A 21,912-nucleotide genomic window follows, 5' to 3' on the forward strand; every position below is an offset into this window, starting at 1 on the left:
CCGTAGACGACAGGACGTGACACCGTCACCCTGGCCGATTAAAACAACCTGACGCGGATCGGCTACGTGGCGTTTCTCGACCCGCCCAAGGAAAGCACCGCCCCCGCCCTCAAAGCGCTGAAGGCTCACGGCATGGCGGTGAAAGTGTTGACCGGCGACAACGAACTCGTCACGGCGAAGATCTGCCGCGAAGTGGGCCTGGAGCAACAAGGCTTGCTGATGGGCAACGACATCGAAGCGATGAGCGACGTCGAACTGGCCCTGGCCGTGGAAACCACCAATGTGTTTGCCAAGCTCACGCCCAGCCACAAGGAGCGCATCGTGCGTCTGCTCAAGGCCAACGGACATGTGGTCGGCTTTATGGGCGATGGCATCAACGACGCTCCGGCGTTGCGCACGGCGGATATCGGAATTTCGGTGGACAGTGCGGTGGACATCGCCAAGGAAGCGGCTGACATTATCCTGCTGGAGAAGAGCCTGATGATCCTGGAGGAGGGCGTGCTGGAAGGCCGGCGCACCTTCGCCAACATGCTCAAATACATCAAGATGACCGCCAGTTCGAACTTCGGCAACGTGTTCTCGGTATTGGTGGCCAGTGCCTTTATCCCGTTTTTGCCGATGCTGCCGATGCACCTGCTGGTGCAAAACCTGCTGTATGACATCTCGCAGATTGCGATTCCGTTCGACAACGTCGATGACGAGATGCTTGCCACGCCGCAACGCTGGCAGCCGGGGAACGTGGGGCGCTTCATGTTGTTTTTCGGACCGATCAGTTCGATCTTCGACATCACCACGTTCGCACTCATGTGGTATGTGTTTGATGCCAACACCCCAGACCACCAAACGCTATTTCAATCCGGCTGGTTTGTGGTGGGGCTGCTGACCCAGACCCTGATCGTGCACATGATCCGCACGCCGAAAATCCCATTCCTGCAAAGCCGCGCAGCGCTGCCGTTGATGTTGATGACCGGTGTGATCATGGCCGTGGGGATATTCCTGCCGATGGGGCCTTTGGCGCACTACTTCAAATTGCAGGCGCTGCCGTCGCTGTACTTCGTGTTCCTGCCGGTGATTTTGCTGGCTTACATGGCGCTGACCCAAGCGGTGAAGGGCTACTACATTCGCAAGTTTGGCTGGCAGTAACAGGTTCCATGCAACATCGCCAATCCTGTGGGAGCCGGGCTTGCCCGCGATGACGGTGTATCAGCCGCCAGATTCATTGGTGGTATACCGCTATCGCAGGCAAGCCAGCTCCCACAGGGACCTGCGAGTTACCAATGTGCCGCTGCATTCATGGAGATTTCTTATGCAGGCAATCAACAACATCAACCTCAACTCCTTGGTCGACACCGTGGTCAGCCTCAGCGCTGCGTTTATTCTCGGTGGCCTCATCGGGTTCGAGCGCCAGTACCGCCAGCGCACCGCCGGCTTACGTACCAATGTGCTGGTGGCGGTGGGCGCGGCGATCTTTGTCGACATGGCCAACCGACTGGGCGGTGCGGAAGGCGCGGTGCGCGTGGTCGCTTACGTGGTGTCGGGCATCGGCTTCCTGGGGGCTGGGGTGATCATGCGTGAAGAAGGCAATGTGCGCGGGCTCAACACGGCCGCAACCCTCTGGGCTTCGGCCGCGGTGGGCGCCTGCGCCGGGGCCGACCTGATCCTCGAGGCGTTGCTGGGCACGCTGTTTGTGCTGGCGGCCAATACCTTGCTGCGGCCGATCGTCAATAACATCAATCGTCAGCCCTTGGACGTGGTGTCGGCAGAGGTCACCAATATCCTCTATGTCATTGCGCGCCGCAGTCAGCAGCAGGCCGTGATGGTGTTACTGGAAGCCGAGCTGGCACGCTGCAACTACCCTGCCAGCGACGTCGACGTGCGACCGTTCGGCAGTGACGAAGTGGAAATCGAGGCCATACTGGCCGCCACGTCGGTGGATGGCGACGAACTGGACGCGCTGGTGGCGCGCCTCTCAACGTCAACCCTGGTGGTGCAGGCCTTCTGGAGTCCGAGCACCACCGACTGATCCTTATGGGCTGGCCAGGATTGGCTAAGCTTGCATGTGGAAAAATCCTACATGTTGTCCGGATTATCCCTTCGGTTGAAACATCATTGCATTGCTAAAGTTGGGTACTTGCGGCTGTTGCGCCGTTGAGGGCCGGCGTCCGTCGCTCTGTTGAGTTAATTGAAAGGGCCAGACACTGCTTGGTTACCGCTCCAAGGAAGCAGTGCCGCTTGTCGGAACTGTCATTTCTCACAGGTACCCAGGCCCGCCGTGATGTGTAAGGGTATTTTGTCCACATAAGGAAGTTTTATGAGCAAAGCATTAATTGTGGATGACCATCCGTTTATCCGGGCAACGGTCAAACACCTCCTGCAATTGGAGGGGTTTGATGAAATTTTTCAGGCGGGGGATGGCGCTGACGCTATGCAGTTGGCGAGGGAGCAACGTCCCGAGCTGATTATCCTCGACCTGGCGATGCCTAAATTAGGCGGGTTGGAGGTTATCAGCCGCATCAAGGCGTTGGGCTTGCCGTGCAAGATTCTGGTGCTGACCTCCTACCTGGCGGTATTTTTTTCTACCCGTTGCATGCGTTCCGGTGCGATGGGGTTCGTCGCCAAGACCGGTGAGCTGGATGAGCTGCAAAAGGCTATCAAAGCGATCATGTCGGGCTACAGCTGCTTCCCCAGTTTGCCGACCAGTTCGGTGCGCCGCGATGATCTGCAAGAAACGGAACGGCAGATGATCGAGTGCTTATCGGACCGTGAGTTAACCGTATTGCAAATGTTGGCCCTGGGGCTGGGCAACAAGGAAATTGCCGAACAGATGCTGCTGAGCCACAAGACCATCAGCACTTACAAGACTCGACTCAAGGAGAAGTTACGCATGTCTTCGGTAGTGCACTTATCCAAGTTTGCCCAGCGCAACCATCTGATCTGAATTGAGATGATCACCACCGCGTTTATAAGGTTCGCCACGATCTTCTGGATGAGCCTGTTACCTCAGATCGCGGTGGCCCTGGATGAGCCCCATGCTTTGCGGCTGTTGGGGCACTCACGTATTGACACCCCGCAAGTAGCACTGGATGAGTCTGATTGGCGCTGGCTGCGCGAGCGGCGCACATTGTTGATGGGGGTTTCTGCTCCCGATTATGCGCCTTTTGATTTGACCAATAACAACGACGAGCTCGAAGGTATCACAGCCGATTTTGCCGCACTGGTGGGTCAGGCCCTGCATATCTCCATAGAGGTACGGCGTTACGATACCCGCGATGAAGTGATCGAAGCCTTGAAGCAGGGAGGCGTGGATTTTCTCGGTTCCGCCAATGGCTACGAAGCGGCCGACCCGCAACTGCTTTTGTCTCGCTCCTACGCCAACGATCAACCGACCCTGGTGACTCGCAGCGGCGATAGCCAGGTGTTGAATGACGACCTGGCGGGCAAGCGCGTAGCGATGCTGTATCACTACATGCAGCCCGACGCCGTTCGGGCGTTTTACCCCCAGGCCCAATTGGCGTTGTTTGCCTCGACTTTCGAAGCCATTGGTGCCGTAGCGTTTGGTCGCGCCGACGTCTATCTGGGGGATGCTATCAGCAGCAACTACCTGATCAATCGCAATCACCTCAACAATGTACGTATGGCGGATTTTTCCGGCTTGGAAGTCAACCCGTTTGCGTTTGCCGTCGCCCGCGAAAATACACGTTTACTGCCCATTCTCAATGCCGCGCTGGAGGCGATTCCCGCCAGCGAGCAGATGGAAATCCTGCGCCGCTGGAGCGGAGGTAACCTGGGGATAATCGGCGTTGACCGGTTGCATTTGAGTGCCAGCGAACAACGTTGGGTGCAAAAGAATCCGAGGGTCAGAGTCGCGGTGCTCAATGACTTTCTACCGTTATCTTTTATTGGTGATCAAGGCCAGTTCGAAGGGTTGAGTGCCGAGGTATTATCGCGTATCAGCTTGCGTACCGGCTTGAAGTTCGATGTGGTCCCGGGCGGCTCATTGCCGCGCCAGATCAATATCGTCAGTGCGGGTACGGCGGACATGCTGGCGGTCGTCACGCCTAGTGCGGAGCGTGCTGAAAAAGTGCGTTTTACCCGGCCCTACCTGACCAATCCCTTTGTGCTGGTAACCCGTAACGGTCCCCACAGCCCGCTCACGCTGGAGGACATGGTCGGCAAACGCCTGGCCATGGTGGTCGGCAATGGCCTGCATGAGGACATAGCGAAAAATTTTCCAGGTGTGATGTTTGTCGACGTGGAGAACCCCCAGCAAGCCATGGCGCTGGTGGCCAATGGTGACGCCGACGGCGCGGTCAACTCGTTAATCAGCGCACGTTATCTGATCAGCCGTTATTACCGCGACCGCCTGCGTGTCAGCAGTACGGTTGGCATTGAGCCTGCACGCGTGACCTTTGGGGTAAATCGCAGTCAGTTGGAGCTGTATTCGATCCTCGATAAGGCGCTGCTGAGCATCACCCCTCAGGAAATGGACGAACTGATTGGCCAGTGGCGTAGTGAGGTCATCATCGAGGACAGCTATTGGTTGCGTTATCGGAATGTGATTCTTCAGGGCTTTGGGTTGGCGGCGCTGTTGTTGGCAATCACGCTGGGCTGGGCCATTTACCTGCGCAGCCTGATTCGCAAGCGCCTGCAGGCCGAGCGAGCGCTGAGCGATCAGATGCGGTTCATGAGCGTATTGATCGACGGCACACCACACCCGATTTACGTGCGCGATCGCCAAGGGCGGCTGATGGCCTGCAATAACGCCTACCTCGACGTGTTTGGCTACAAACTTGAAGACGTGATCGGCAGGACCGTGGTGGAAACCGACATCGAAAACCCGCCACAGGCCCGGTCGTTTCATGAGGATTACCTGCGCTTGATGGCCGGCGGCGAGCCGCAGATTCATGATCGAATCCTCAAGGTGCCCAATGGCGATGTGCTGACCATTTACCAGTGGATGCTGCCGTACCGCGACGGCGACGAGAAGGTGGTGGGCATGATTGCCGGTTGGGTAGACGTAAGCGAACGGCACCGGCTGCTCGGCCAGCTACAGGAAGCCAAGGACGATGCCGACGCCGCCAATCGCGCCAAGACGACCTTCCTGGCGACCATGAGCCACGAGATCCGCACGCCGATGAACGCCGTGATCGGCATGATCGAACTGGCCTTGAAAAATGCCGAACAGGGGCGGGTCGACCGTGATGCTCTGGAGGTGGCCTCGGTGGCTTCGCGGGGTATGTTGGAGCTGATCGGCGATATTCTCGATATAGCGCGGATCGAGTCTGGGCATTTGTCACTGACCCTGGAGCCCGCCAACCTGCATGAGTTGTTGGCGTCGGTTGCACGCGTGTTCGAGGGGCTGGCCCGAGCCAAGGGGTTGGCACTGCAGGTTGAGCTGGACCCGTTGATTGACCAGGCGGTGCTGGTCGACCCGCTGCGATTCAAGCAGGTGGTCTCCAATCTGCTGAGCAATGCCATCAAATTCACTCCCCATGGGCAGGTCAGTTTGGTCGCGCAGGCGGTGGTCGAGGACGATCGCTTGGCCGTGCAGTTATGGGTGCAAGACACTGGCATCGGAATCAGCGTCACCGACCAGCAGCGGTTGTTCAGTGTGTTCATCCAGGGCAGCAATAATCAGCAATCGGCACGCAGCGGGTCTGGGCTGGGGTTGGTGATCAGCCGCAGCCTGTGCGAAATGATGGGCGGCCAATTGCACTTGAGTAGTGTGTTGGGGCACGGCACTCGGGTGGACGTGACGTTGACCCTGGCCATGACTGCCACGCTGCCGGCCCCGATTGAGCCTGTGCAAGAGGCGGCGCCTGAGGGGCGCGCGCTGAGTATTCTGGTGGTGGACGACTACCCGGCCAACCGCTTGCTGCTGGCTCGACAGTTGAGCTTTCTGGGGCACCGTATCATCACGGCCGAAGACGGTGTCCAAGGGCTTGAGCAGTGGCGAACGGGGCAGTTCGACGGCGTCATTACCGATTGCAACATGCCGTTCAAGAACGGCTATCAGCTGGCCCAGGAGATTCGCGCACAGGAGCGTGAGCGGAGTCTGGAGCCCTGCCTGTTACTCGGGTTCACCGCCAACGCCCAGCCGGAGGAAGCCGAGCGCTGTCGGCAGGCTGGCATGGATGGCTGCCTGTTCAAGCCCACCGGGCTGGACGACTTGCGGGCGGCATTGGCGTCGCGTTCAGTTGGCACGAGCCCGCGACCCTTGGCTATCTTCAACTTGAGCACCCTGGTTGCGCTGACCGGGGATGATCATGCCGCGCTTGTCGAATTGCTGGCGCCGTTACTCGAAAGCCTGGAGGCGGATCGTGCCTTGCTGCCACGGCTGGCAAGCCAGGCAGACTTTGCCAAGTTGCACGACCTGGCTCATCGTGCCAAGGGAGGCGCGCGGATGGTCAAGGCCAACCCATTGATCAGTGTATGTGAGGCATTGGAGGCGGCGTGTGAACAGCAGGACCGTCAGGCATTGGGACCAGCGGTTGCAAGCGTGGGTGAGGCGATCGATGTTTTGCATCATGGCTTAAGCGCTTATTGCAATCAGCCCTGACTGTGGTTGATCGCCTTTCGGAGGATTTGGGAAAGTTCTTACATGAAGGGGGAATATGCCTGATTTTTTCGTCGGCATATGTCTGGAAAATGGGCGACGCTCACTGTCGAGCACTGCCTGCCCAGGGGTTTGCCATGCCGAACAAAGCATTGACCATCCTGATTGCCGATGAACAACATCTGCAACGCCTGTACATCGAGAAAATGCTCAACCACTTGGGCTATTACCGGATCGTGCCGGTGCAAACGTTCGAAGAGGTGCGGATTCTCACTGCCATTCCTGCCGAACCCTTCGACGTGCTGATAACCAATGCAGGGCTGTTGGCCCATGCCCATGAGCCTCAGCCCCAGGTGCGTCATGTACTCGTCTACGAGCATCTGGACCTGGGCGCCCCTTGCGGCGTAACGCCGGCCGTGCGAGTGCGATTGCCGGGCGTGCCGGACCACGTCAACCTCGAACACTTCATGGACATCGTCGACCCCTGCGAGACTGCCCACGGCCTGCGGGTGTTGCCGTGGCTGCGGGAGTTGTCCCGCATGCCGGTGGCCCGGGCCTAGTCCACAGCCATAGGAGCGAGCTTGCTCCTTACAGATTACCGTATGCCGCGAAATGTACGGGCCAGTTCAATTGCCACCTTGCCGCCGCCGACGCCGGGTACTAAATGGGTAAACGGAATATCGATCATCCGGTTCTCACGCACCGCTCGCAGCGTCGATAACACCGGGTCGGTGGTCAGCAATTGGCGCTTGCGGTTAGCGGGGGACCACAGGGCGTCGGCCAATAAAATGATGTCAGGGTCCTTCATCAGCAAGGTTTCACTGTTCACGGTCACTCGTGAAAGGGGGATGTCAGCCAGCACATTGCGGGCACCCGATGCGGCCAGCAGTGCTGTGACAAACCCCCGTTGGCCTTCACTGGCGAGGCCGTTGACCTCACTGTCCAAGTAAAATACCGATACCGGTTGGGCGTTGTCAGCCAATGCCTGGGCATGTTGCAGGTCGGCGTCCAGTGCGTCGCTCAGGGCCTTGGCGCGTTGTGATTTGTGCAGCAGGGCACCAAGGGTGAGCAGGTCCTGGCGGATGTGCGCGAAGTAATCCAGGGTGTGCCCGTCACACGCGGACTCCAGCAGGTAGGACGCCACGCCGTTGTCGGCCAGGCCAGTGCGTGAGCTCACACCCTTGCCGAACGCGCTGGCGAACCCGCCCACCACCAAGTCGGGGCGCTGTGCATACAGCATTTCGCTGGAGGGATATTGGGCGGCAATCACCGGCACTTCGAAATACCGGCCCTGTCGATGCGTGTTGTCGCTGTCGTCCAGATAGGCCACGCCCACCATTGAAGGCCTGGCATCCAGCGCCAGCAAGAGGTCGGCCGCGTGTTGATTGAGGGCGACGATGCGCGAGGGCGGCGCGTGTGGCAGTGTCCAGGCCTGGGCGCAATTGGTGTAATTGTCTGCCAGCGTCTGTGTTGCGCAGAGCAGGGCAATCAAGATCAAGCATAAGCACCACGTTTTCATGCGCGCTCCTTGAGCAGTAGATCGTCAACCACTTCACCGCCTGCCAGGTGCATATCCACCAGGCGTATCACATCCGCCTTGCTGTGCACGCCGTACCAGCAGCGCTGCGGGTAAACCGTGAGCACCGGCCCGAGGTTGCAGGGGAACTGGCAATGGGTGCGGGTCAGCAGCACGCCGTCGGGCACTTCGATGCGTTGCAGCTCCAGCAACCGGCGGCGCAGGGCTTTCCACAGTTGCAAGGCTCCACGCTGGGTGCAGCGCGGGCCGGTACACAGGAACACATGGTGACTGTGGTCAGGAATTCGCGACCAGTCGGGGTGGGTGTCGACCCCGTCGATTGGCGTGATGTCGGCCATCAGAAGCGATACCTGTAACGCACCTCTGCGGTGAAGGGGCGGCCGAGGTTGTCGACGTTGTTGGCGCGACTGGTGACGTAGTCGCGGTCGAACAGGTTTTCCACCAGCAGGCTCAAACGATGCTGGTGGGCACTGTCCAGATAGCGATAGGCGTCGGCGTCCACCACCGAATAATGCCCGTACTCGACCTGCTTGGCGCTGATGACATCGCGGATATAACGCAGCGCAGCGCCTGCACCCCATAGGCGGTTTTGCGATTCAAAACCGATGCGTGAGCGGGCGAAAAAACTGGGGATATCGTTAAGGGTGACCCCGGCGCGGGATTCGGTCAGGTTGCGGGTCATGTCGGCCTGCACGCTCCATTGGTCGTTGAGCGCCAACCTGGCGTCGGCCTCGAAACCGCGCATTTGGATCTGGCCCTCACCATTGACCCACTGCACATCGTCCAGAGTGATCAGGTCGCTGATCTTGCGTTTGAACACGGTGACGCTGGCGCTGAAATCGCGTTCCGCAAGTTGCCCTGAGTAGTCGAGGCCCAGTTCAGCGTTGCGGCTTTTCTCTGGCTTGAGGTGGCGGTTGCCCTGTTCGTCCGCTTCGTTGACGAACAGCTGTTCGGCATTGGGCAGCTTGTAGGCGGTGCCGTATTGGCCGCGCAAGGCCCAGTGATCGTTGAGGTTGTAGAGGGACGTGAGCATGCCGACGGTGGCACTGTCACCGCCGCTCATGGCCTCGTGGCGTACGCCGAGGCTGGGGTGCCAGTCGGGCAGGGCGTCGATCTGCGGGCGCAGTTGGCTATACAGCGCGTGGGCCTGGGCTTTGTTATCGTCGATCACCAACACATCGTCCTGGCCCTTGAACCATTGGTTGTCGCTGCCGACGATCACTACGTGGCCGCCCGGCAACTCGGCCTTGCCTTCGGCTTGCACGCCCCAGTCGGTGAAGCCCCAGTAGTCGTTAGGGTTGATGACCTGGGTACCACCACCGTCTAGGTTGTTGATGCGGGTATAGCGGGTATCCCAATCGTTGATGTGGCCCTTGACGAAATAACTCAGGCGTTCGTCGAGGCTCTGCTCGAACGTGGCTGTGGCGATTTGCTGTACACGGTCGTTGGTGGTTTTGTGAGAGGCTACCGGACGGGCGAAATCCAGGTTGGCGTCGGCGTATTGGTAGAACAGTTCCAGGCGCGAATCATCGCCAAAAGATTGAACTGCCTTGGTACCGAAGGTAGTGACTTCGTAAGAGCGTTTCTTGTCCGTGACATTTTTCATATCGCGATTGCGAAACGGCTGGTAGCCCTCGGACGCATTGCGGCTGACGTAGGCCAACACGCCCAGGTCGCCCCAGCCGTTGCTGAAAATCTTCTCGACCCGTGCGTCACCCGTGGTGCCGCCGAAGGTGTCGAGGCCCATATTCACTTCGCCGGCAGCCGTCCGCGTCTGCGGGCTGCGAGTCACGATGTTGATTACGCCCGATACCGCCTGGGTACCGAACAGCAGGCTCTGGCCACCCTTGAGCACTTCGATGCGTTCAATGGCATTGGCCGGCAGCGTGTCGAGGTACAGGCCACCGTACAGGCGGTTGTTCAAGCGCACGCCATCGAGCAGGATCAGGGTGTCATCGTTGCGCCCGCCGAGCAGGGAATAGGTGCCATAGTCGAATGGGCCGTTCTTCGGCGCCACGTACAGCCCGGGAATGAACATTTGCATCACCCGCGACACGTCGGCTGAAGGGCCGGCCCGCTCGATCTGTTCGCGGCTGACCACGTTGACGTTGCTGCCGTACTGGGCCATGGCCGCAACAGTGCCGGATTCCACTGAGGGCGCCGAGACGATTTGCGGGTTGAGCACCAGGGGCGTGTTGTCGGCCAGCAGCAACGGGCTGAACAGGCAACTGATCAAGGGAGTGAAGGAATGTCGGATCATAGTCTTCTCGAAAGTATCTTCGCAGAAGCACGCAAGAGAAGGCATCGAGCACACGCCAATACCGGCCCATGCCCGCCCACCGCAGGAGTTTGCCAAACAGAAATTCCAGGCCGGTCTCCGGGCTCATGCGTATGGATACCTTCACCTTCCCATGGCGCGAGGGCCACAGTGGTGTGTCGAAGGGATCACGCATATACCGTTGCGGGGGCAGCACCGGACTTGCTCAATATGAGCGTACCGGTTTCCCGTTTCACCCCAAGCACGGCGGCAGGGGGCACCTGAAACAGGCGGGCATCTGAACACTCGCACGAGTGCTCGTCAACTGTCCCGCCCTCTCCCAGGTTTTTTGATTTCCACCGATCAGTCGGCTTTGCCGTGCTCCCGCAACCGCTCAGCGGCGCTGCGTAACACCTGCTCGGTCCCGTCCCAACCCAGGCAACCATCGGTCACCGAAACGCCGTATTTCATCGACGCGCTCAGCGGCTGGCAGCCTTCGAACAGGTGACTCTCAAGCATCATGCCGACCAGCGAGGCATCACCTTGCAAGCGCTGCTCCAGCACGTCATTGAATACCGCCGGTTGGCGCAGCGGGTTCTTGCCGCTATTGGCATGGCTGCAATCGACCATGATCCGTGCCGCCACCTTGGACTTGGCCAGGTCATGCTTTACCTCGGTCACGCTTTGCGCGTCGTAGTTGGGCCCACGGTGGCCGCCGCGCAGCACCAGGTGGGTGTCGGGGTTGCCGGGCGTCTGGATGATCGCCGGGTGGCCCTGGCTGTCCACGCCGAAATGACGATGCGGGTTAGAGGCTGAACGCATCGCATCGCAGGCAATGGCGACGCCACCGTCGGTGCCGTTCTTGAAGCCCACGGGCATGCCCAGGCCGCTGGCCATTTCGCGGTGAATCTGCGATTCGGTAGTGCGTGCGCCAATGGCGACCCAAGTGAGCAGGTCATCGAAGTAGCCGGCGGCCATGGGTTGCAGCAACTCGGTGGCCACCGGCAGGCCCAGGCGCAGCATTTCACGCATCAGTTCGCGGGACAGGGTCAGGCCGGCGGCCATGTCATCGCTGCCGTCCAAGTGTGGATCGTAGGCCAAGCCTTTCCAGCCCACAGTGGTGCGCGGTTTCTCGACGTAGGCACGGATCACCAGCAGCATCTGGTCGCTGACTTCAAGCGCGAGCTTCTTCAGATTGCGCGCGTATTCCATGGCCGATTCCGGGTCGTGGATAGAGCACGGGCCGACAATCACCAGCAAGCGTGAGTCTTCGCCATTGAGGATGGCGCGCACGGCTTGGCGATGGGCGTGGACTTGTTCGTTGAGGAACGGGCTGAGCGGGAGTTGGTGCTTGAGTTCAAGAGCGCTGGGCAAACGCTGGGTCAGGGCTTCATTGGCGCTGTTGAGGGTAGAGACGGGCAAAGCGGCGACGGAGGAGTTCATATTCAAGGCTTCCTGGGCAAGCGGCGGGCGATTCCCGCACGCTTGGCCTACTGGGGTGTTCGACAATTGGCCGTATCGGCTACGTGTGTTGGCTTGCCACCACGGGGTGACCGGTCGGAGGCGGCAGGCTGTCCCGAACGGAGCTGGCTAAATCGCCATGCAGTGCAAGTGTCGTAGCGGTAATAGGTGGCGTAGTTCATGGTGTGATTCCTTTAAATGAGCGTGAAAAACAAGTTATCAGGCGCTGAAAAAACAAAACCCCCGGTCGGGGAGCCGACCGGGGGTTTAGATTTCTCTGGTAGGCGACCCCTTGAGTAGTGGGCGCCGATTTCAGGTATCAGGCGCGCCAGTGGCTAAACCAATACCCAAAATAAAAGCCGGCCAGTGCGCTCGAACCGTTCACACGGATAGCCGACACCGAGCGCAAGGCGCTGGCAGCAGGGCAAACCTGAGTGTGGGTGAGTGGCAACATGGGGCTCTCCAAATGATGGGGGGAGCTTACTAGAGGCGTGCGGGTGGATTCAATCAGTAATTTCTATTGCGTAGCAGTACTTACCGCTATGGGCATAGGTATCTACACAGTTTTGCTGCGACTGACAGCCGGCGCTGATCTGGCTGAGGCACCGCGATCCAAATGTGGGAGCTGGCTTGCCTGCGAAGACGGCCTGACAGTCAACGCAGTTGGACCGTGTACATATCCATTCCTGCGGTAACGGCCACCTAGGGTTCCGCCCTGACAGCGGCTCACTTTTGAAAAGAGCCGGAATGCCGGCCAGCGTGGTTTAACGGGGCGCCTAAGACCAAGATCAAAAGCAGATCAAGAGCGACTCGTTTCGCATCGAGGCACCGTCCACCGTTATAGCGTTGTGTAGATACCTATGCCGCTATGGGGTAAGTGTGGATATGCTGACAACTCTCAAACAGTGATTGCCAGGACGCGACCATGACTGCCTTGACCCTTGCTGCGGCGCAAACCGTTTCCATCCCGGGCGATATCGCTGCCAATATCCAGCGGCACCTGGCGTTGATGCGGGCCGCGGCTGAACAGGGCGTGCAATGCCTGGTGTTTCCAGAACTGTCACTGACGGGCTACGAGCCGTCCCTGGCGGCCGACTTGGCCATCGACCCGCAAGACGCCGTGTTGACGCCGTTGCGTGAGCTGGCGCGGGAGCTGCGGTTGACGGCTGTGGTGGGCATGCCGGTGCGTCTGGCGCCACAAACAGGTGTGCTGATCGGCGCGCTGGTGCTTGGGGCGGACGGTTCAGTAGGCGTCTACACCAAGCAGCATCTGCACCCCGGCGAAGAGCTGGCATTTGCCGCGGGGCAGGGCGGTGAAGCCTTGGGATTGGCAGAGGAGCTTATCGCATTGGCGGTGTGTGCGGACTTTTCCCAGGCCAGCCATCCACGTCAAGCGGCGGCAGCGGGCGCCACGGTGTATGCCGCCGGCGTACTGATCAGCGAGGGAGGCTACGCGGCGGACAGTGCTTTGCTTGAAGGCTATGCGGCCGAGCATGGCCTGTTGGTACTGATGGCTAACCACGGTGGCCCATCTGGAGGCTGGGCATGTGCCGGTCGCAGTGCGATCTGGACCGCCGATGGCAACTTGCTTGTTGCCGCCCCCGGTGTCGGCGACGCGTTGGTGATCGCCCGTCGCGATGGCGGGCAGTGGACCGGCCAAGTGGTCGCCCTCTGAATGAGGTTTCATTTGCGCCGGGCCACCGAGCAGGACCTGCCGTTTGCCCGCACCCTGACCCAGGAGGCCATGAGCCATTACTACCGTCAGAACGGCTTGTTGTGGTCCAACGACGGCTTCGACGTGGCCTGGGCGGGCCGCGAGAACTGGCTGATCTGCAACGATGATGGCGTGATGGGCTTTATCAGCCTGAGCCGCGACGGGAAAGCCCTGTATATCCGCGAGCTGCACCTGCTGGCGTGCTGCCGCAAGCAGGGCGCGGGCACATGGGTGCTGGAGCAAATGGCGCTCAAGGCACGCGTCGAGGGCCTGGGCTTTCTACGTTTGACGGTGTTCAAGACCAACCCGGCAAGAAGGCTGTATCAGCGCCTGGGGTTGAGCATTGTCGGTGAAGAGGATGGCTTCTGGCGGATGGAGCGTGAGTGTCGCGCACTCACATCGGACTAAAACAGGCACGTCCTACAAATAAGCGCATACTGCTGTCAGCTAGTGCTTTGTTCATCGTGGGATTGAGCTTCAGGTTCATCCACGATAACGCCCTCTTTCATGCCCAGAAGTACCGCCACTTTATGGGCTTCTCCACGCCGTCCCTTTTTTCGCCCGGCGAGCACTTGATAGGTGGTTGCCGGGTCTACGCCATGCTCACGGGCGAACGCTTGAACTGACTTTCCTTGATGTTCCAGCCAGGCCTTGGCTTGTGCAGCAGTACGGATTCCGGGCATAGTTCAAAACCGTTCAAGTTTGTTTAACGAAGTGATGGTGTGACACCTCTTGGGGTGTGCCAATTTAGGATCATACATCCAAATGAGTGGAATCGGTTCGCGCTTAAGGCAAGAAAGAGAGCGACTTGGCCTGTCGCAGAAAGTTTTTGGAGAGATTGGAGGCGTTGAAGCGAACGCCCAAGGCAAATATGAAAGCGGTGGTCGTGCACCCAAGGCCGACTATTTGTCTCGCGTCGCCGAAAAAGGAGTGGATATCCTGTACGTGTTGACCGGCAGCCCAACGCCGATCCAGCTGGATAACCTGAGCAAGATCGAAGAAAAAGTGTTGGGCAATTACCGAGCGATGTTCAAGGAAGACCAGGACGCAATCCGTCGCTTGACCAGTACCTTGGCTGAGCATTCATCCGTGGTGAACGGAAAAGCCAAGTCGCACCCCCAGGATTCCTGACCTTTAGCCCAGGAAACAGTGCTGTTCGCCAGCCGGCGAACAGCTGCAGCATGTTGAATCTCTATATATATGACACTTGCAACTAGGTCTGCGCCTTGGTTTTTTGCTAAGGTGTTCAGCAACCTATAAGACCATATCGCGAGGTGTCTGCTTGATTAGGGTGCTAGTAGTCGATGACCATGATCTCGTTCGTACAGGCATTACACGAATGCTGGCTGACATCGACGGCCTGCAAGTAGTCGGCCAGGCGGAGTCGGGGGAGGAATCCCTGATCAAGGCCCGGGAGTTGAAGCCCGATGTGGTACTGATGGACGTCAAGATGCCTGGGATTGGCGGTCTTGGTGCCACGACCAAGCTATTGCGCAGCCACCCGGACATCAAGGTCGTGGTGGTCACGGTGTGCGAGGAAGACCCGTTCCCCACCCGTTTGCTGCAAGCCGGTGCCGCCGGCTACCTCACCAAGGGCGCAGGCCTGGCTGAGATGGTGCAAGCCATTCGCCTGGTATTTGCCGGCCAGCGTTACATCAGCCCGCAGATTGCCCAGCAATTGGCGATCAAGTCGTTCCAGCCCACCAGCGATTCGCCATTTGATGCGCTGTCGGAGCGGGAAATCCAGATCGCCCTGATGATCGTCGGTTGCCAGAAGGTTCAGACCATCTCTGACAAGCTGTGCCTGTCGCCCAAGACCGTCAATACCTACCGTTATCGTATCTTCGAGAAGCTTGCCATCAGCAGTGATGTTGAATTGACCCTGCTCGCAGTGCGCCACGGCATGGTGGACGCCAGCGCCTGACATGACCACACCGTTTGATCCGAGTGCCTTTCTCTCCACCTGCAGTGGCCGCCCCGGCGTGTACCGCATGTTCGACAGCGAGGCGCGCCTGCTTTACGTGGGCAAAGCCAAGAACCTGAAGAACCGTCTGGCGAGCTACTTTCGCAAGACCGGTCTTGCGCCGAAAACCGCCGCCTTGGTGGCGCGTATCGCCCAGGTCGAAACCACCATCACCGCCAATGAAACCGAGGCGCTGCTGCTTGAGCAGACGCTGATCAAGGAATGGCGGCCGCCTTACAACATCCTGCTGCGTGATGATAAATCCTACCCTTACGTGTTTTTATCGGATGGCAACTTTCCGCGCCTGAGCATTCACCGCGGGGCAAAAAAGCAAAAGGGTAAGTACTTCGGGCCTTACCCCAGCGCCGGGGCGATTCGTGAAAGCCTGAGCCTGCTGCAAAAAACCTTTTTTGTGCGTCAATGCGAAGACAGCTTCTACAAGAACCGCACCCGGCCGTGCCTGCAATACCAGATCAAGCGCTGCAAGGCGCCCTGCGTGGGCCTGGTGGAACCTTCGGAGTACGCCGAGGATGTGCGCCATTCGGTGATGTTCCTCGAAGGGCGCAGCAACGCACTCACCGATGAGCTGTCCGGGGCCATGGAGCAGGCCGCCAGCACCCTAGATTTCGAAAAGGCTGCCGAACTGCGCGACCAGATCTCCCTGCTGCGCCGCGTCCAGGACCAGCAAAGCATGGAAGGCGGCACCGGTGACGTCGACGTGATCGCCGCGTTCGTCAATCCGGGTGGCGCCTGTGTGCACCTGATCAGCGTGCGCGCTGGCCGGGTGTTGGGCAGCAAGAACTTTTTCCCGCAGACCGGTATCGACGAAGACGTGTCAGAAGTGATGGCTGCGTTTCTTGGCCAGTACTACGTCAGCAGCCCTGAGCGCGACCTGCCGTCTGAACTGATCGTCAACGTGGTGCATGAAGACTTCCCCACTTTGATCGAGGCCATCCACGAGCTGCGCGGCCGCGAGCTGGACATCAGCCACCGCGTACGCGGCACCCGTGCCCGCTGGCAGCAACTGGCCGTGACCAACGCCGAACAGGCCCTGAGCGCGCGCCTGGCCAATCGACAGCACGTTGCCGCACGCTTCGATGCCCTGGCTGAGGTGCTCAACCTGGACGAGCCGCCCCAGCGCCTGGAGTGCTACGACATCAGCCACTCCAGCGGTGAGGCCACGGTGGCCTCCTGCGTGGTATTCGGGCCGGAAGGGCCGATCAAGTCCGACTACCGGCGCTACAACATCGAAGGCGTTACCGCAGGCGATGACTACGCCGCTATGCACCAGGCGCTCACGCGGCGTTTCAGCAAGTTGAAGGACGGGGAGGGCAAGCTGCCCGATATCCTGCTGGTAGACGGTGGCAAGGGCCAGTTATCCATGGCCCGTGACGTGCTCAACGAACTGGCGGTGCCCGACCTGATCCTGCTCGGTGTGGCCAAGGGCACCACGCGCAAGGCCGGTTTCGAGACGTTGTACTTAAATGATGCCGCCCATGAATTCACCTTGAAAGGCGACTCGCCCGCGCTGCACCTGATTCAACAAATCCGCGACGAAGCCCACCGTTTCGCTATTACCGGCCATCGCGCGCGCCGTGGCAAAACCCGGCGAACCTCAACCCTGGAAGGGGTGGCAGGGGTAGGCCCGACACGACGTCGCGACTTGCTTAAACATTTTGGTGGCTTGCAGGAGCTCTCCCGTGCCAGCATTGACGAAATAGCCAAAGCACCCGGTATCAGTAAAAAGCTCGCTGAATTGATTTATGCCAATCTGCACAGCGAATAGAATGCCTTCTCACCTCGTAGCCAGTTGTGCCGATGAATATCCCTAATCTGATCACCGTTCTACGCGTCCTGCTTATCCCGATTTTCATTTTGTTGTTCTATTTGCCGTATGAATGGAGCTACATCGCGTCCAGTTCGGTATTTGCCTTCGCAGCCGCCACCGACTGGCTCGACGGCTACCTGGCACGCCGCCTGGAACAGAGCACGCCCTTTGGCGCGTTCCTCGACCCCGTGGCCGACAAACTCATGGTGGCCGTCGCTCTGGTGCTGCTGGTGCAGGAACACGGCAACCTGTGGCTGACCCTGCCGGCCGCCGTCATCATCGGCCGCGAGATCGTCGTCTCGGCCCTGCGCGAATGGATGGCCGAAATCGGCGCCCGCGCCCACGTGGCCGTCTCCAACATGGGCAAATGGAAAACCGCAGCGCAGATGCTCGCGCTGGTGATCCTGCTGGCCAACCCGTCGGACTTCTCGTTCTGGGTCCTCACAGGCTACGCCTTGCTGCTGGTCGCCGCAGGCCTGACCCTGTGGTCCATGCTGCAATATCTGCGCGCGGCCTGGCCCCATCTCCGAACCACCGTTGAAAAGAAATAAAACTTTTTTGAATCAAGGGGTTGACGGGTGCTGAGGATTCTATAGAATGCGCATCACCAAGCGGGAATAGCTCAGTTGGTAGAGCACGACCTTGCCAAGGTCGGGGTCGCGAGTTCGAGTCTCGTTTCCCGCTCCAAGCATAAAAGAAAAAGCCACTCTAACGAGTGGCTTTTTTTTGCCTGTGATTTACGGAATAGACGCTCAGGTGTCTTTTTTGTTTGTGCGCACAATCGTAGGGGACGCGCTCAAGTTCGTATTGTTACCAGATCCGCTCAGTTCGCCTGGGTCGCCAGGCCAACTACTGTTCGCTCAACTTCCCGATGCGCCTCGACGCCTTGGGAGGGTGTCACTTCTGGCACCGATAATCCTGAGTAACGGTGGTTTCCAGCCAGTGGAATTGCCCCATCGTGCGGCACACGGATTTTTGCGCGTCTGCGCGCTCAGCGCGCGCGTAGTTCCAAAATTGGCAGCGCCCCGTGGCAATCGCCAACCCTTGGGACTCCCGGATCTGCGCGTACTCAAACGGCGTCCGTACGTAGAAGAGTTGCACAAGGCCGTCGGACGGGTTGCCGCCGGTGGCCTCCCAATATTTCGGCGTTGCGCAGCCTGCAAAGAGCGGTAGGGCGATGGCGACGATGATGGATTTCATTGTCGAGGACGATCCTTCATGGAAATGACATTTGTCAGGTGTTTTTTTGTTAGCCAGCCTTAGCGTAGGTCGCCTTAAGGCGGCCCAAATTTGACCGACTGGCAGCCACTGGAGAGCAGCAGTTCGCCTTTATTGGCCTCAAACCCGACGACCTTCCTGTCCTGGTCGACGGTGATGGAAAGGATGCAGCGATTCGGGTTATTGACGGTTGCCCAATAGTTGGTGTGCACCACCACGTTGCCCTGCCTTTCCGCGCTTTGTGCCATCACCTCATTGCTGTTGTAGGAAGTATCGAGGTAGGAATTGGGTTCGGTGAACGCGGTGTTTATACTCAGTGAGCCCGCAGTGTGAAAGGGGCAAAAAACACATGGAGCTACACAAGGAGCAAGGAATGGTCTACGGCCAACGGAAAGAAACGCACACGGGGCGACGATCAACGACTCTTCGCGCTGCCAGCGCGGAATGTTCCGGCGTGCGTCTGCGGGTAGTGCTGTCGGAGTGCAAGATCGCGCCAATGGATTTCGCGCTATTTCTGAAGATCAGCCCACAGCGGCTGACCAATTGGTTTTCTCGTGGTATCCCGTACTCGCAGCTCGATAAGATAGCCAGGCTGGTGAGCGTTAATGCACAGTGGCTGGAAACAGGGGATGGCGAGAAATTCCCGGCGAAAAGCGAGTAGCGAAGCCCTGCGCGAGCACATAGCAGAGAGCCCCCGGCAGGCGGGGGCTCAAGGTCTGATGGTTGATTGGGTTACGGCGTGACGGTCCGCAACATCAGATAGGTCGCCGTGGCGGCCAGTTCCAGATCCTCCTCACCGTTGAGGATGGGCGTGAACGCCTCCGAATGCGGGTCGAAATGTTCCGCGAAATCATCGCCGCCCAGCTCCTTGCGGGCCAACGCCCACCAGTCGTCGAATACGTCGACATCGGGGTTACAGCCCACCGCATAGGCAAGCAACCTCTGGCGGCCATTGGCTTGGCGTTCACCGCGCTCGGCGAGCCAGTAGACGCCCTGGTCCTTGACCAGAATGATGGAGCATTGATTGGCGATAGCCTCTGCCAGCACCGGCTTCAGATCGCTGCCTTTGAAGAGCAATGACAGGGTGGTCTCCTTGCAACAGAAGGACTCCCCAACCGCAAGGGAGGGCGTCCCTTGGGATGACGGAAGTGATGAAGGGATAACGCGGCCAATGCGCCATTGACGCACCGCGGTCTTGAAGGCGTTGACCGCCTGGGATGTTGCCGGCGACGCCAGCGAACATGGGGGCAGCGTGGTCGAATGCTTTGGCGGCGGGTGTCTGTCAAACCGCATCAGGCGAATGCCGGGTTATGGCCGGTGGTCAGTACTCATTTAGCAGGAACACTGCCGTAAGGTTCCGGTCCGCTTCGGTGAAGATACACAGGGCCAACCCGTTACTGATGGTGTAGGACGACAGCAGGTAGCCGCCGAGTTCCAGAGCCGCGTTGTTGTAGCGCCGATGCTCTGCGCGCACATCGCCCCAATCGCCGCAGATGTGTCTGCGAACGTAGGGCAGCGGGTCGAGCAGATCCTGTCGGATCAGGGCGTCCACGCAGCGGGAGATGGTCAGGCCACCGAGGGGAAAGCGAGGCTGGAGGGTGATGAAGGCGGGCATGGGGAGATGCAGATCCTCCACGGCAATGGGGCTTCGTACTCTAGCAAGGTAGAATCGCGGTCACAAACACGTGCGTAATGGCATGGTTTGTGGGGTCGGCAGGTATGCTTCTGCTGGGTAGGAAAACTCCATCGGGAAGGTGTTGGCGACAGGCTCCCGGCAACGTGTCCAACCCCGCAGGTGCCTTATTGGTCGCTGACAGATACCTGTGTCACTTCCTACTGCTTCGGACGTTCGGCCCGGCTGGTTTCCTTGATCGCAAAGAACAGACAGCGCACAGCCTCATGATCCTGCTCTGACAATAAACGGTAGTAGCGGATCAGTCGCTCTTCCTCTGGGTTGAGCTGTCGGGGACGCAAGGATGTACCGAGGGCGGTACGCAGTGAGGGAAAAAACGAAGTATTTAGCATGATCCAAGTTCTTCATGAGATGAATGGACGCGTGGGCGTCTTGCCCAGAACAACTGAATACATAACGTTTATTGTAGAAAAGGGCTCGTCATTTTTTGTGACTGTTGGGTATTTCAGATGGGGCCGTCGGAAGTGTTTTGAGAAGGTGTAGGAGCGATCTTTCGAGGGTGACTGAATATGGCTGTGATTGTGCAGGGCGCCCTAGTGCGCAGCACTTCGTCTTGTAATGCGTCGCGCTCGAAATCGCTGATCACCCGGCCATTGAGGTTGAGCTGGTGCAGGTGGCCGCTGCCGTAGTACAGGTGATTGAGTTGGCGTTGGTCGGGTAGGGTCAGGGTATCCACGTTGCCCAGGGCGTCGCAGCGAGCCCAGTTCACCCGCGTCGCAGCTTTCGCTGAGGACCTAGCCGAGGGCGTCATAGACATAGCTCAGTGTCTGCTGCGCGCCCTGTCTGTCGGTGAACGTGACCGCCAGCAGGTTGGCAGCGGGATCATAGGCCTAGTCGGTGGCTTTTCGCAGCAAACGACCCACCGCGTCGGGAGTGAAGCGATGCCGAATGGGGACGTCTGACTCAAGGAGAGGCGGGCCGTCCTCGTAAGTGTTGCGCGGTTCCGGCACGGGTGTAGGATAAGCGATCGGTCATAGCTGAAACGCACCGTAAGACTCAGTGCATCGACGCGCTGTTGAACTCGCCTGACTGCATGCAACAGAGGCTGTATTTTATTGGGAAACGAAAGGTGATTTATCAAAAAAGATATTAACTCCCTTGCTTTCTGAAATACGCCATTGCCGTATTTGTTAAGTAGTTTCCGTTTTTTCCATCATATTTTTCTGCCGCATCAGGCCAAGAAAAAAATCTTTTCTCGGGCTTTTCGTGAATTTCCCCGCTGTCCATATTTACTAAATGTACTTTCAGCGCGTGTTTCTTAAATAGTCGCCAGACTGTTTTTACAAAAATATCGGTTTCTGGATCGTTTTCCGGGTCGTATGATGCTGCGATTCTGCCATTTCTAAGGCAGGTTTTTGCATAGTCTGCCTCATATGAACGATGAAATTGAATGAGCCCCTTTCCGATTGTTCCTCCGATAAATCCAGATCCACTTTGGTGTGGGGTGACCATCGTTTTTTTGTAATCACTGGATGACAGTATCATTTCATCTAGGATGGCTGCATTGGAGCCTGCCCACCCCTTGCATTGCGCTAAAGTTTCGTGGAACGGTGGGTTGGGTGTGCTCCACACAAAATCGTCGATAAAAGTTATCCGTGGGATTTCACTCCTTAGTAAGATGGAAAAATTGTACTCATCGTTTTCTGTCATGAATGTTTCAATGGTCATGGTTTTGTTTGGCATGT

Annotated in this window: 22 protein-coding genes, 1 tRNA gene, 2 pseudogenes and 1 riboswitch; of the genes and pseudogenes, 13 read left to right on the forward strand and 12 right to left on the reverse strand. The window is 58.7% G+C overall.

Features of this window, described 5'->3' with window-relative positions; all coding sequences use genetic code 11:
- Positions 1-12 precede the first annotated feature (12 nt).
- The 5 genes and pseudogenes from mgtA to GIV35_RS24260 all read left to right on the forward strand — a co-directional run.
- A pseudogene (mgtA, locus tag GIV35_RS24240) lies at positions 13-1,143 on the forward strand (magnesium-translocating P-type ATPase); the annotation flags it as partial.
- A 163-nt stretch (positions 1,144-1,306) separates the two neighbouring features.
- On the forward strand, positions 1,307-2,023 hold the full coding sequence (locus tag GIV35_RS24245; protein WP_003190369.1) for an MgtC/SapB family protein: 717 nt from the start codon (positions 1,307-1,309) through the stop codon (positions 2,021-2,023).
- Between the two features lie 288 nt (positions 2,024-2,311).
- A complete protein-coding gene (locus GIV35_RS24250) occupies positions 2,312-2,938 on the forward strand; it encodes a response regulator transcription factor (protein ID WP_034127079.1) in 627 nt (208 codons plus the stop codon).
- A 6-nt stretch (positions 2,939-2,944) separates the two neighbouring features.
- A complete protein-coding gene (locus tag GIV35_RS24255) occupies positions 2,945-6,559 on the forward strand; it encodes a transporter substrate-binding domain-containing protein (RefSeq protein WP_236264358.1) in 3,615 nt (1,204 codons plus the stop codon).
- 134 nt (positions 6,560-6,693) lie between these two features.
- On the forward strand, positions 6,694-7,116 hold the full coding sequence (locus GIV35_RS24260) for a chemotaxis protein CheY (RefSeq protein ID WP_105226412.1): 423 nt from the start codon (positions 6,694-6,696) through the stop codon (positions 7,114-7,116).
- 35 nt (positions 7,117-7,151) lie between these two features.
- Here GIV35_RS24260 and GIV35_RS24265 read toward each other — a convergent pair whose 3' ends face one another.
- The 4 genes from GIV35_RS24265 to GIV35_RS24280 form a co-directional block, all read right to left on the reverse strand.
- Entirely contained in the window at positions 7,152-8,075 is a 924-nt protein-coding gene (locus tag GIV35_RS24265; RefSeq protein WP_198715200.1) for an ABC transporter substrate-binding protein, read from the reverse strand.
- A complete protein-coding gene (locus GIV35_RS24270; protein ID WP_105226414.1) occupies positions 8,072-8,431 on the reverse strand; it encodes a (2Fe-2S) ferredoxin domain-containing protein in 360 nt (119 codons plus the stop codon). Before GIV35_RS24270 ends, GIV35_RS24265 begins: the two co-directional genes overlap by 4 nt.
- Positions 8,431-10,353, reverse strand: a complete 1,923-nt coding sequence (locus GIV35_RS24275) for a TonB-dependent receptor plug domain-containing protein (protein WP_236264359.1) — start codon at positions 10,351-10,353, stop codon at positions 8,431-8,433. Before GIV35_RS24275 ends, GIV35_RS24270 begins: the two co-directional genes overlap by 1 nt.
- 91 nt (positions 10,354-10,444) lie before the next feature.
- Positions 10,445-10,650: riboswitch (cobalamin riboswitch) on the reverse strand.
- A gap of 63 nt (positions 10,651-10,713) precedes the next feature.
- Entirely contained in the window at positions 10,714-11,793 is a 1,080-nt protein-coding gene (locus GIV35_RS24280) for a 3-deoxy-7-phosphoheptulonate synthase (protein ID WP_223023471.1), read from the reverse strand.
- A gap of 943 nt (positions 11,794-12,736) precedes the next feature.
- Here GIV35_RS24280 and GIV35_RS24285 point away from each other — a divergent pair.
- Together GIV35_RS24285 and GIV35_RS24290 are read left to right on the forward strand one after the other, a co-directional pair.
- Positions 12,737-13,486, forward strand: a complete 750-nt coding sequence (locus tag GIV35_RS24285) for a carbon-nitrogen hydrolase family protein (protein WP_105226417.1) — start codon at positions 12,737-12,739, stop codon at positions 13,484-13,486.
- Complete coding sequence (locus GIV35_RS24290) at positions 13,487-13,933, forward strand: GNAT family N-acetyltransferase (RefSeq protein ID WP_105226418.1); 447 nt, start codon at positions 13,487-13,489, stop codon at positions 13,931-13,933.
- 35 nt (positions 13,934-13,968) lie between these two features.
- Here the strand turns inward: GIV35_RS24290 and GIV35_RS24295 are convergent, their stop codons facing one another.
- Positions 13,969-14,208, reverse strand: a complete 240-nt coding sequence (locus GIV35_RS24295; protein WP_044273192.1) for a DNA-binding protein — start codon at positions 14,206-14,208, stop codon at positions 13,969-13,971.
- Positions 14,209-14,290: 82 nt separating this feature from the next.
- On the opposite strand from GIV35_RS24295, the gene GIV35_RS24300 reads away from it, so the two are divergent.
- From GIV35_RS24300 to GIV35_RS24320, 5 genes are all read left to right on the forward strand, one after another.
- Entirely contained in the window at positions 14,291-14,656 is a 366-nt protein-coding gene (locus tag GIV35_RS24300; protein WP_054895748.1) for a helix-turn-helix domain-containing protein, read from the forward strand.
- Positions 14,657-14,807: 151 nt separating this feature from the next.
- A complete protein-coding gene (gene gacA / locus GIV35_RS24305) occupies positions 14,808-15,449 on the forward strand; it encodes a response regulator transcription factor GacA (RefSeq protein WP_003190387.1) in 642 nt (213 codons plus the stop codon).
- A 1-nt stretch (position 15,450) separates the two neighbouring features.
- Complete coding sequence (gene uvrC / locus GIV35_RS24310; RefSeq protein ID WP_236264360.1) at positions 15,451-17,274, forward strand: excinuclease ABC subunit UvrC; 1,824 nt, start codon at positions 15,451-15,453, stop codon at positions 17,272-17,274.
- A gap of 32 nt (positions 17,275-17,306) precedes the next feature.
- Entirely contained in the window at positions 17,307-17,867 is a 561-nt protein-coding gene (pgsA, locus tag GIV35_RS24315) for a CDP-diacylglycerol--glycerol-3-phosphate 3-phosphatidyltransferase (protein WP_105226420.1), read from the forward strand.
- Positions 17,868-17,927: 60 nt separating this feature from the next.
- A tRNA-Gly gene (locus tag GIV35_RS24320) sits at positions 17,928-18,003 on the forward strand.
- A gap of 210 nt (positions 18,004-18,213) precedes the next feature.
- Here the strand turns inward: GIV35_RS24320 and yecR are convergent.
- The gene (yecR, locus tag GIV35_RS24325) at positions 18,214-18,516 is read right to left on the reverse strand and encodes a YecR family lipoprotein (protein ID WP_223024533.1); all 303 of its coding nucleotides are present in this window, start codon (positions 18,514-18,516) and stop codon (positions 18,214-18,216) included.
- Positions 18,517-18,590: 74 nt separating this feature from the next.
- Positions 18,591-18,815, reverse strand: a pseudogene (locus GIV35_RS24330) (hypothetical protein); the annotation flags it as partial.
- Between the two features lie 92 nt (positions 18,816-18,907).
- Here GIV35_RS24330 and GIV35_RS24335 point away from each other — a divergent pair.
- Positions 18,908-19,195 carry a helix-turn-helix domain-containing protein gene (locus GIV35_RS24335; RefSeq protein ID WP_223024535.1) on the forward strand — a complete coding sequence of 96 codons (288 nt, stop codon included), beginning with the start codon at positions 18,908-18,910 and terminating at the stop codon, positions 19,193-19,195.
- A 71-nt stretch (positions 19,196-19,266) separates the two neighbouring features.
- Here the strand turns inward: GIV35_RS24335 and GIV35_RS24340 are convergent, their stop codons facing one another.
- From GIV35_RS24340 to GIV35_RS24360, 5 genes are all read right to left on the reverse strand, one after another.
- A complete protein-coding gene (locus GIV35_RS24340; protein ID WP_198715208.1) occupies positions 19,267-19,617 on the reverse strand; it encodes a DUF3085 domain-containing protein in 351 nt (116 codons plus the stop codon).
- 238 nt (positions 19,618-19,855) lie between these two features.
- Positions 19,856-20,149, reverse strand: coding sequence for a hypothetical protein (locus GIV35_RS24345; protein ID WP_200648089.1), 294 nt, complete (start codon positions 20,147-20,149; stop codon positions 19,856-19,858).
- A gap of 218 nt (positions 20,150-20,367) precedes the next feature.
- Positions 20,368-20,559, reverse strand: a complete 192-nt coding sequence (locus tag GIV35_RS24350; protein WP_236264361.1) for a hypothetical protein — start codon at positions 20,557-20,559, stop codon at positions 20,368-20,370.
- Positions 20,560-20,672: 113 nt separating this feature from the next.
- Positions 20,673-20,936 (reverse strand): hypothetical protein, encoded by a 264-nt coding sequence (locus tag GIV35_RS27570; RefSeq protein ID WP_223024534.1) that lies wholly within the window; start codon positions 20,934-20,936, stop codon positions 20,673-20,675.
- A gap of 380 nt (positions 20,937-21,316) precedes the next feature.
- Entirely contained in the window at positions 21,317-21,910 is a 594-nt protein-coding gene (locus GIV35_RS24360) for a hypothetical protein (protein ID WP_236304557.1), read from the reverse strand.
- Positions 21,911-21,912 lie beyond the last annotated feature (2 nt).

It is taken from the genome of Pseudomonas sp. PA-1-6B, from assembly GCF_021609545.1.
GTDB lineage: Bacteria > Pseudomonadota > Gammaproteobacteria > Pseudomonadales > Pseudomonadaceae > Aquipseudomonas > Aquipseudomonas fluorescens_BV.

Bases quoted from the DNA above. Each gene is read 5' to 3' on its own strand.
- GIV35_RS24245 (WP_003190369.1), top strand. From the start codon at position 1,307: ATGCAGGCAATCAACAACATCAACCTCAACTCCTTGGTCGACACCGTG.
- GIV35_RS24250 (WP_034127079.1), top strand. From the start codon at position 2,312: ATGAGCAAAGCATTAATTGTGGATGACCATCCGTTTATCCGGGCAACG.
- GIV35_RS24255 (WP_236264358.1), top strand. From the start codon at position 2,945: ATGATCACCACCGCGTTTATAAGGTTCGCCACGATCTTCTGGATGAGC.
- GIV35_RS24260 (WP_105226412.1), top strand. From the start codon at position 6,694: ATGCCGAACAAAGCATTGACCATCCTGATTGCCGATGAACAACATCTG.
- GIV35_RS24265 (WP_198715200.1), bottom strand. From the start codon at position 8,075: ATGAAAACGTGGTGCTTATGCTTGATCTTGATTGCCCTGCTCTGCGCA.
- GIV35_RS24270 (WP_105226414.1), bottom strand. From the start codon at position 8,431: ATGGCCGACATCACGCCAATCGACGGGGTCGACACCCACCCCGACTGG.
- GIV35_RS24275 (WP_236264359.1), bottom strand. From the start codon at position 10,353: ATGATCCGACATTCCTTCACTCCCTTGATCAGTTGCCTGTTCAGCCCG.
- GIV35_RS24280 (WP_223023471.1), bottom strand. From the start codon at position 11,793: ATGAACTCCTCCGTCGCCGCTTTGCCCGTCTCTACCCTCAACAGCGCC.
- GIV35_RS24285 (WP_105226417.1), top strand. From the start codon at position 12,737: ATGACTGCCTTGACCCTTGCTGCGGCGCAAACCGTTTCCATCCCGGGC.
- GIV35_RS24290 (WP_105226418.1), top strand. From the start codon at position 13,487: ATGAGGTTTCATTTGCGCCGGGCCACCGAGCAGGACCTGCCGTTTGCC.
- GIV35_RS24295 (WP_044273192.1), bottom strand. From the start codon at position 14,208: ATGCCCGGAATCCGTACTGCTGCACAAGCCAAGGCCTGGCTGGAACAT.
- GIV35_RS24300 (WP_054895748.1), top strand. From the start codon at position 14,291: ATGAGTGGAATCGGTTCGCGCTTAAGGCAAGAAAGAGAGCGACTTGGC.
- uvrC (WP_236264360.1), top strand. From the start codon at position 15,451: ATGACCACACCGTTTGATCCGAGTGCCTTTCTCTCCACCTGCAGTGGC.
- pgsA (WP_105226420.1), top strand. From the start codon at position 17,307: ATGAATATCCCTAATCTGATCACCGTTCTACGCGTCCTGCTTATCCCG.
- yecR (WP_223024533.1), bottom strand. From the start codon at position 18,516: ATGAAATCCATCATCGTCGCCATCGCCCTACCGCTCTTTGCAGGCTGC.
- GIV35_RS24335 (WP_223024535.1), top strand. From the start codon at position 18,908: ATGGTCTACGGCCAACGGAAAGAAACGCACACGGGGCGACGATCAACG.
- GIV35_RS24345 (WP_200648089.1), bottom strand. From the start codon at position 20,149: ATGCCCGCCTTCATCACCCTCCAGCCTCGCTTTCCCCTCGGTGGCCTG.
- GIV35_RS24350 (WP_236264361.1), bottom strand. From the start codon at position 20,559: ATGCTAAATACTTCGTTTTTTCCCTCACTGCGTACCGCCCTCGGTACA.
- GIV35_RS24360 (WP_236304557.1), bottom strand. From the start codon at position 21,910: ATGCCAAACAAAACCATGACCATTGAAACATTCATGACAGAAAACGAT.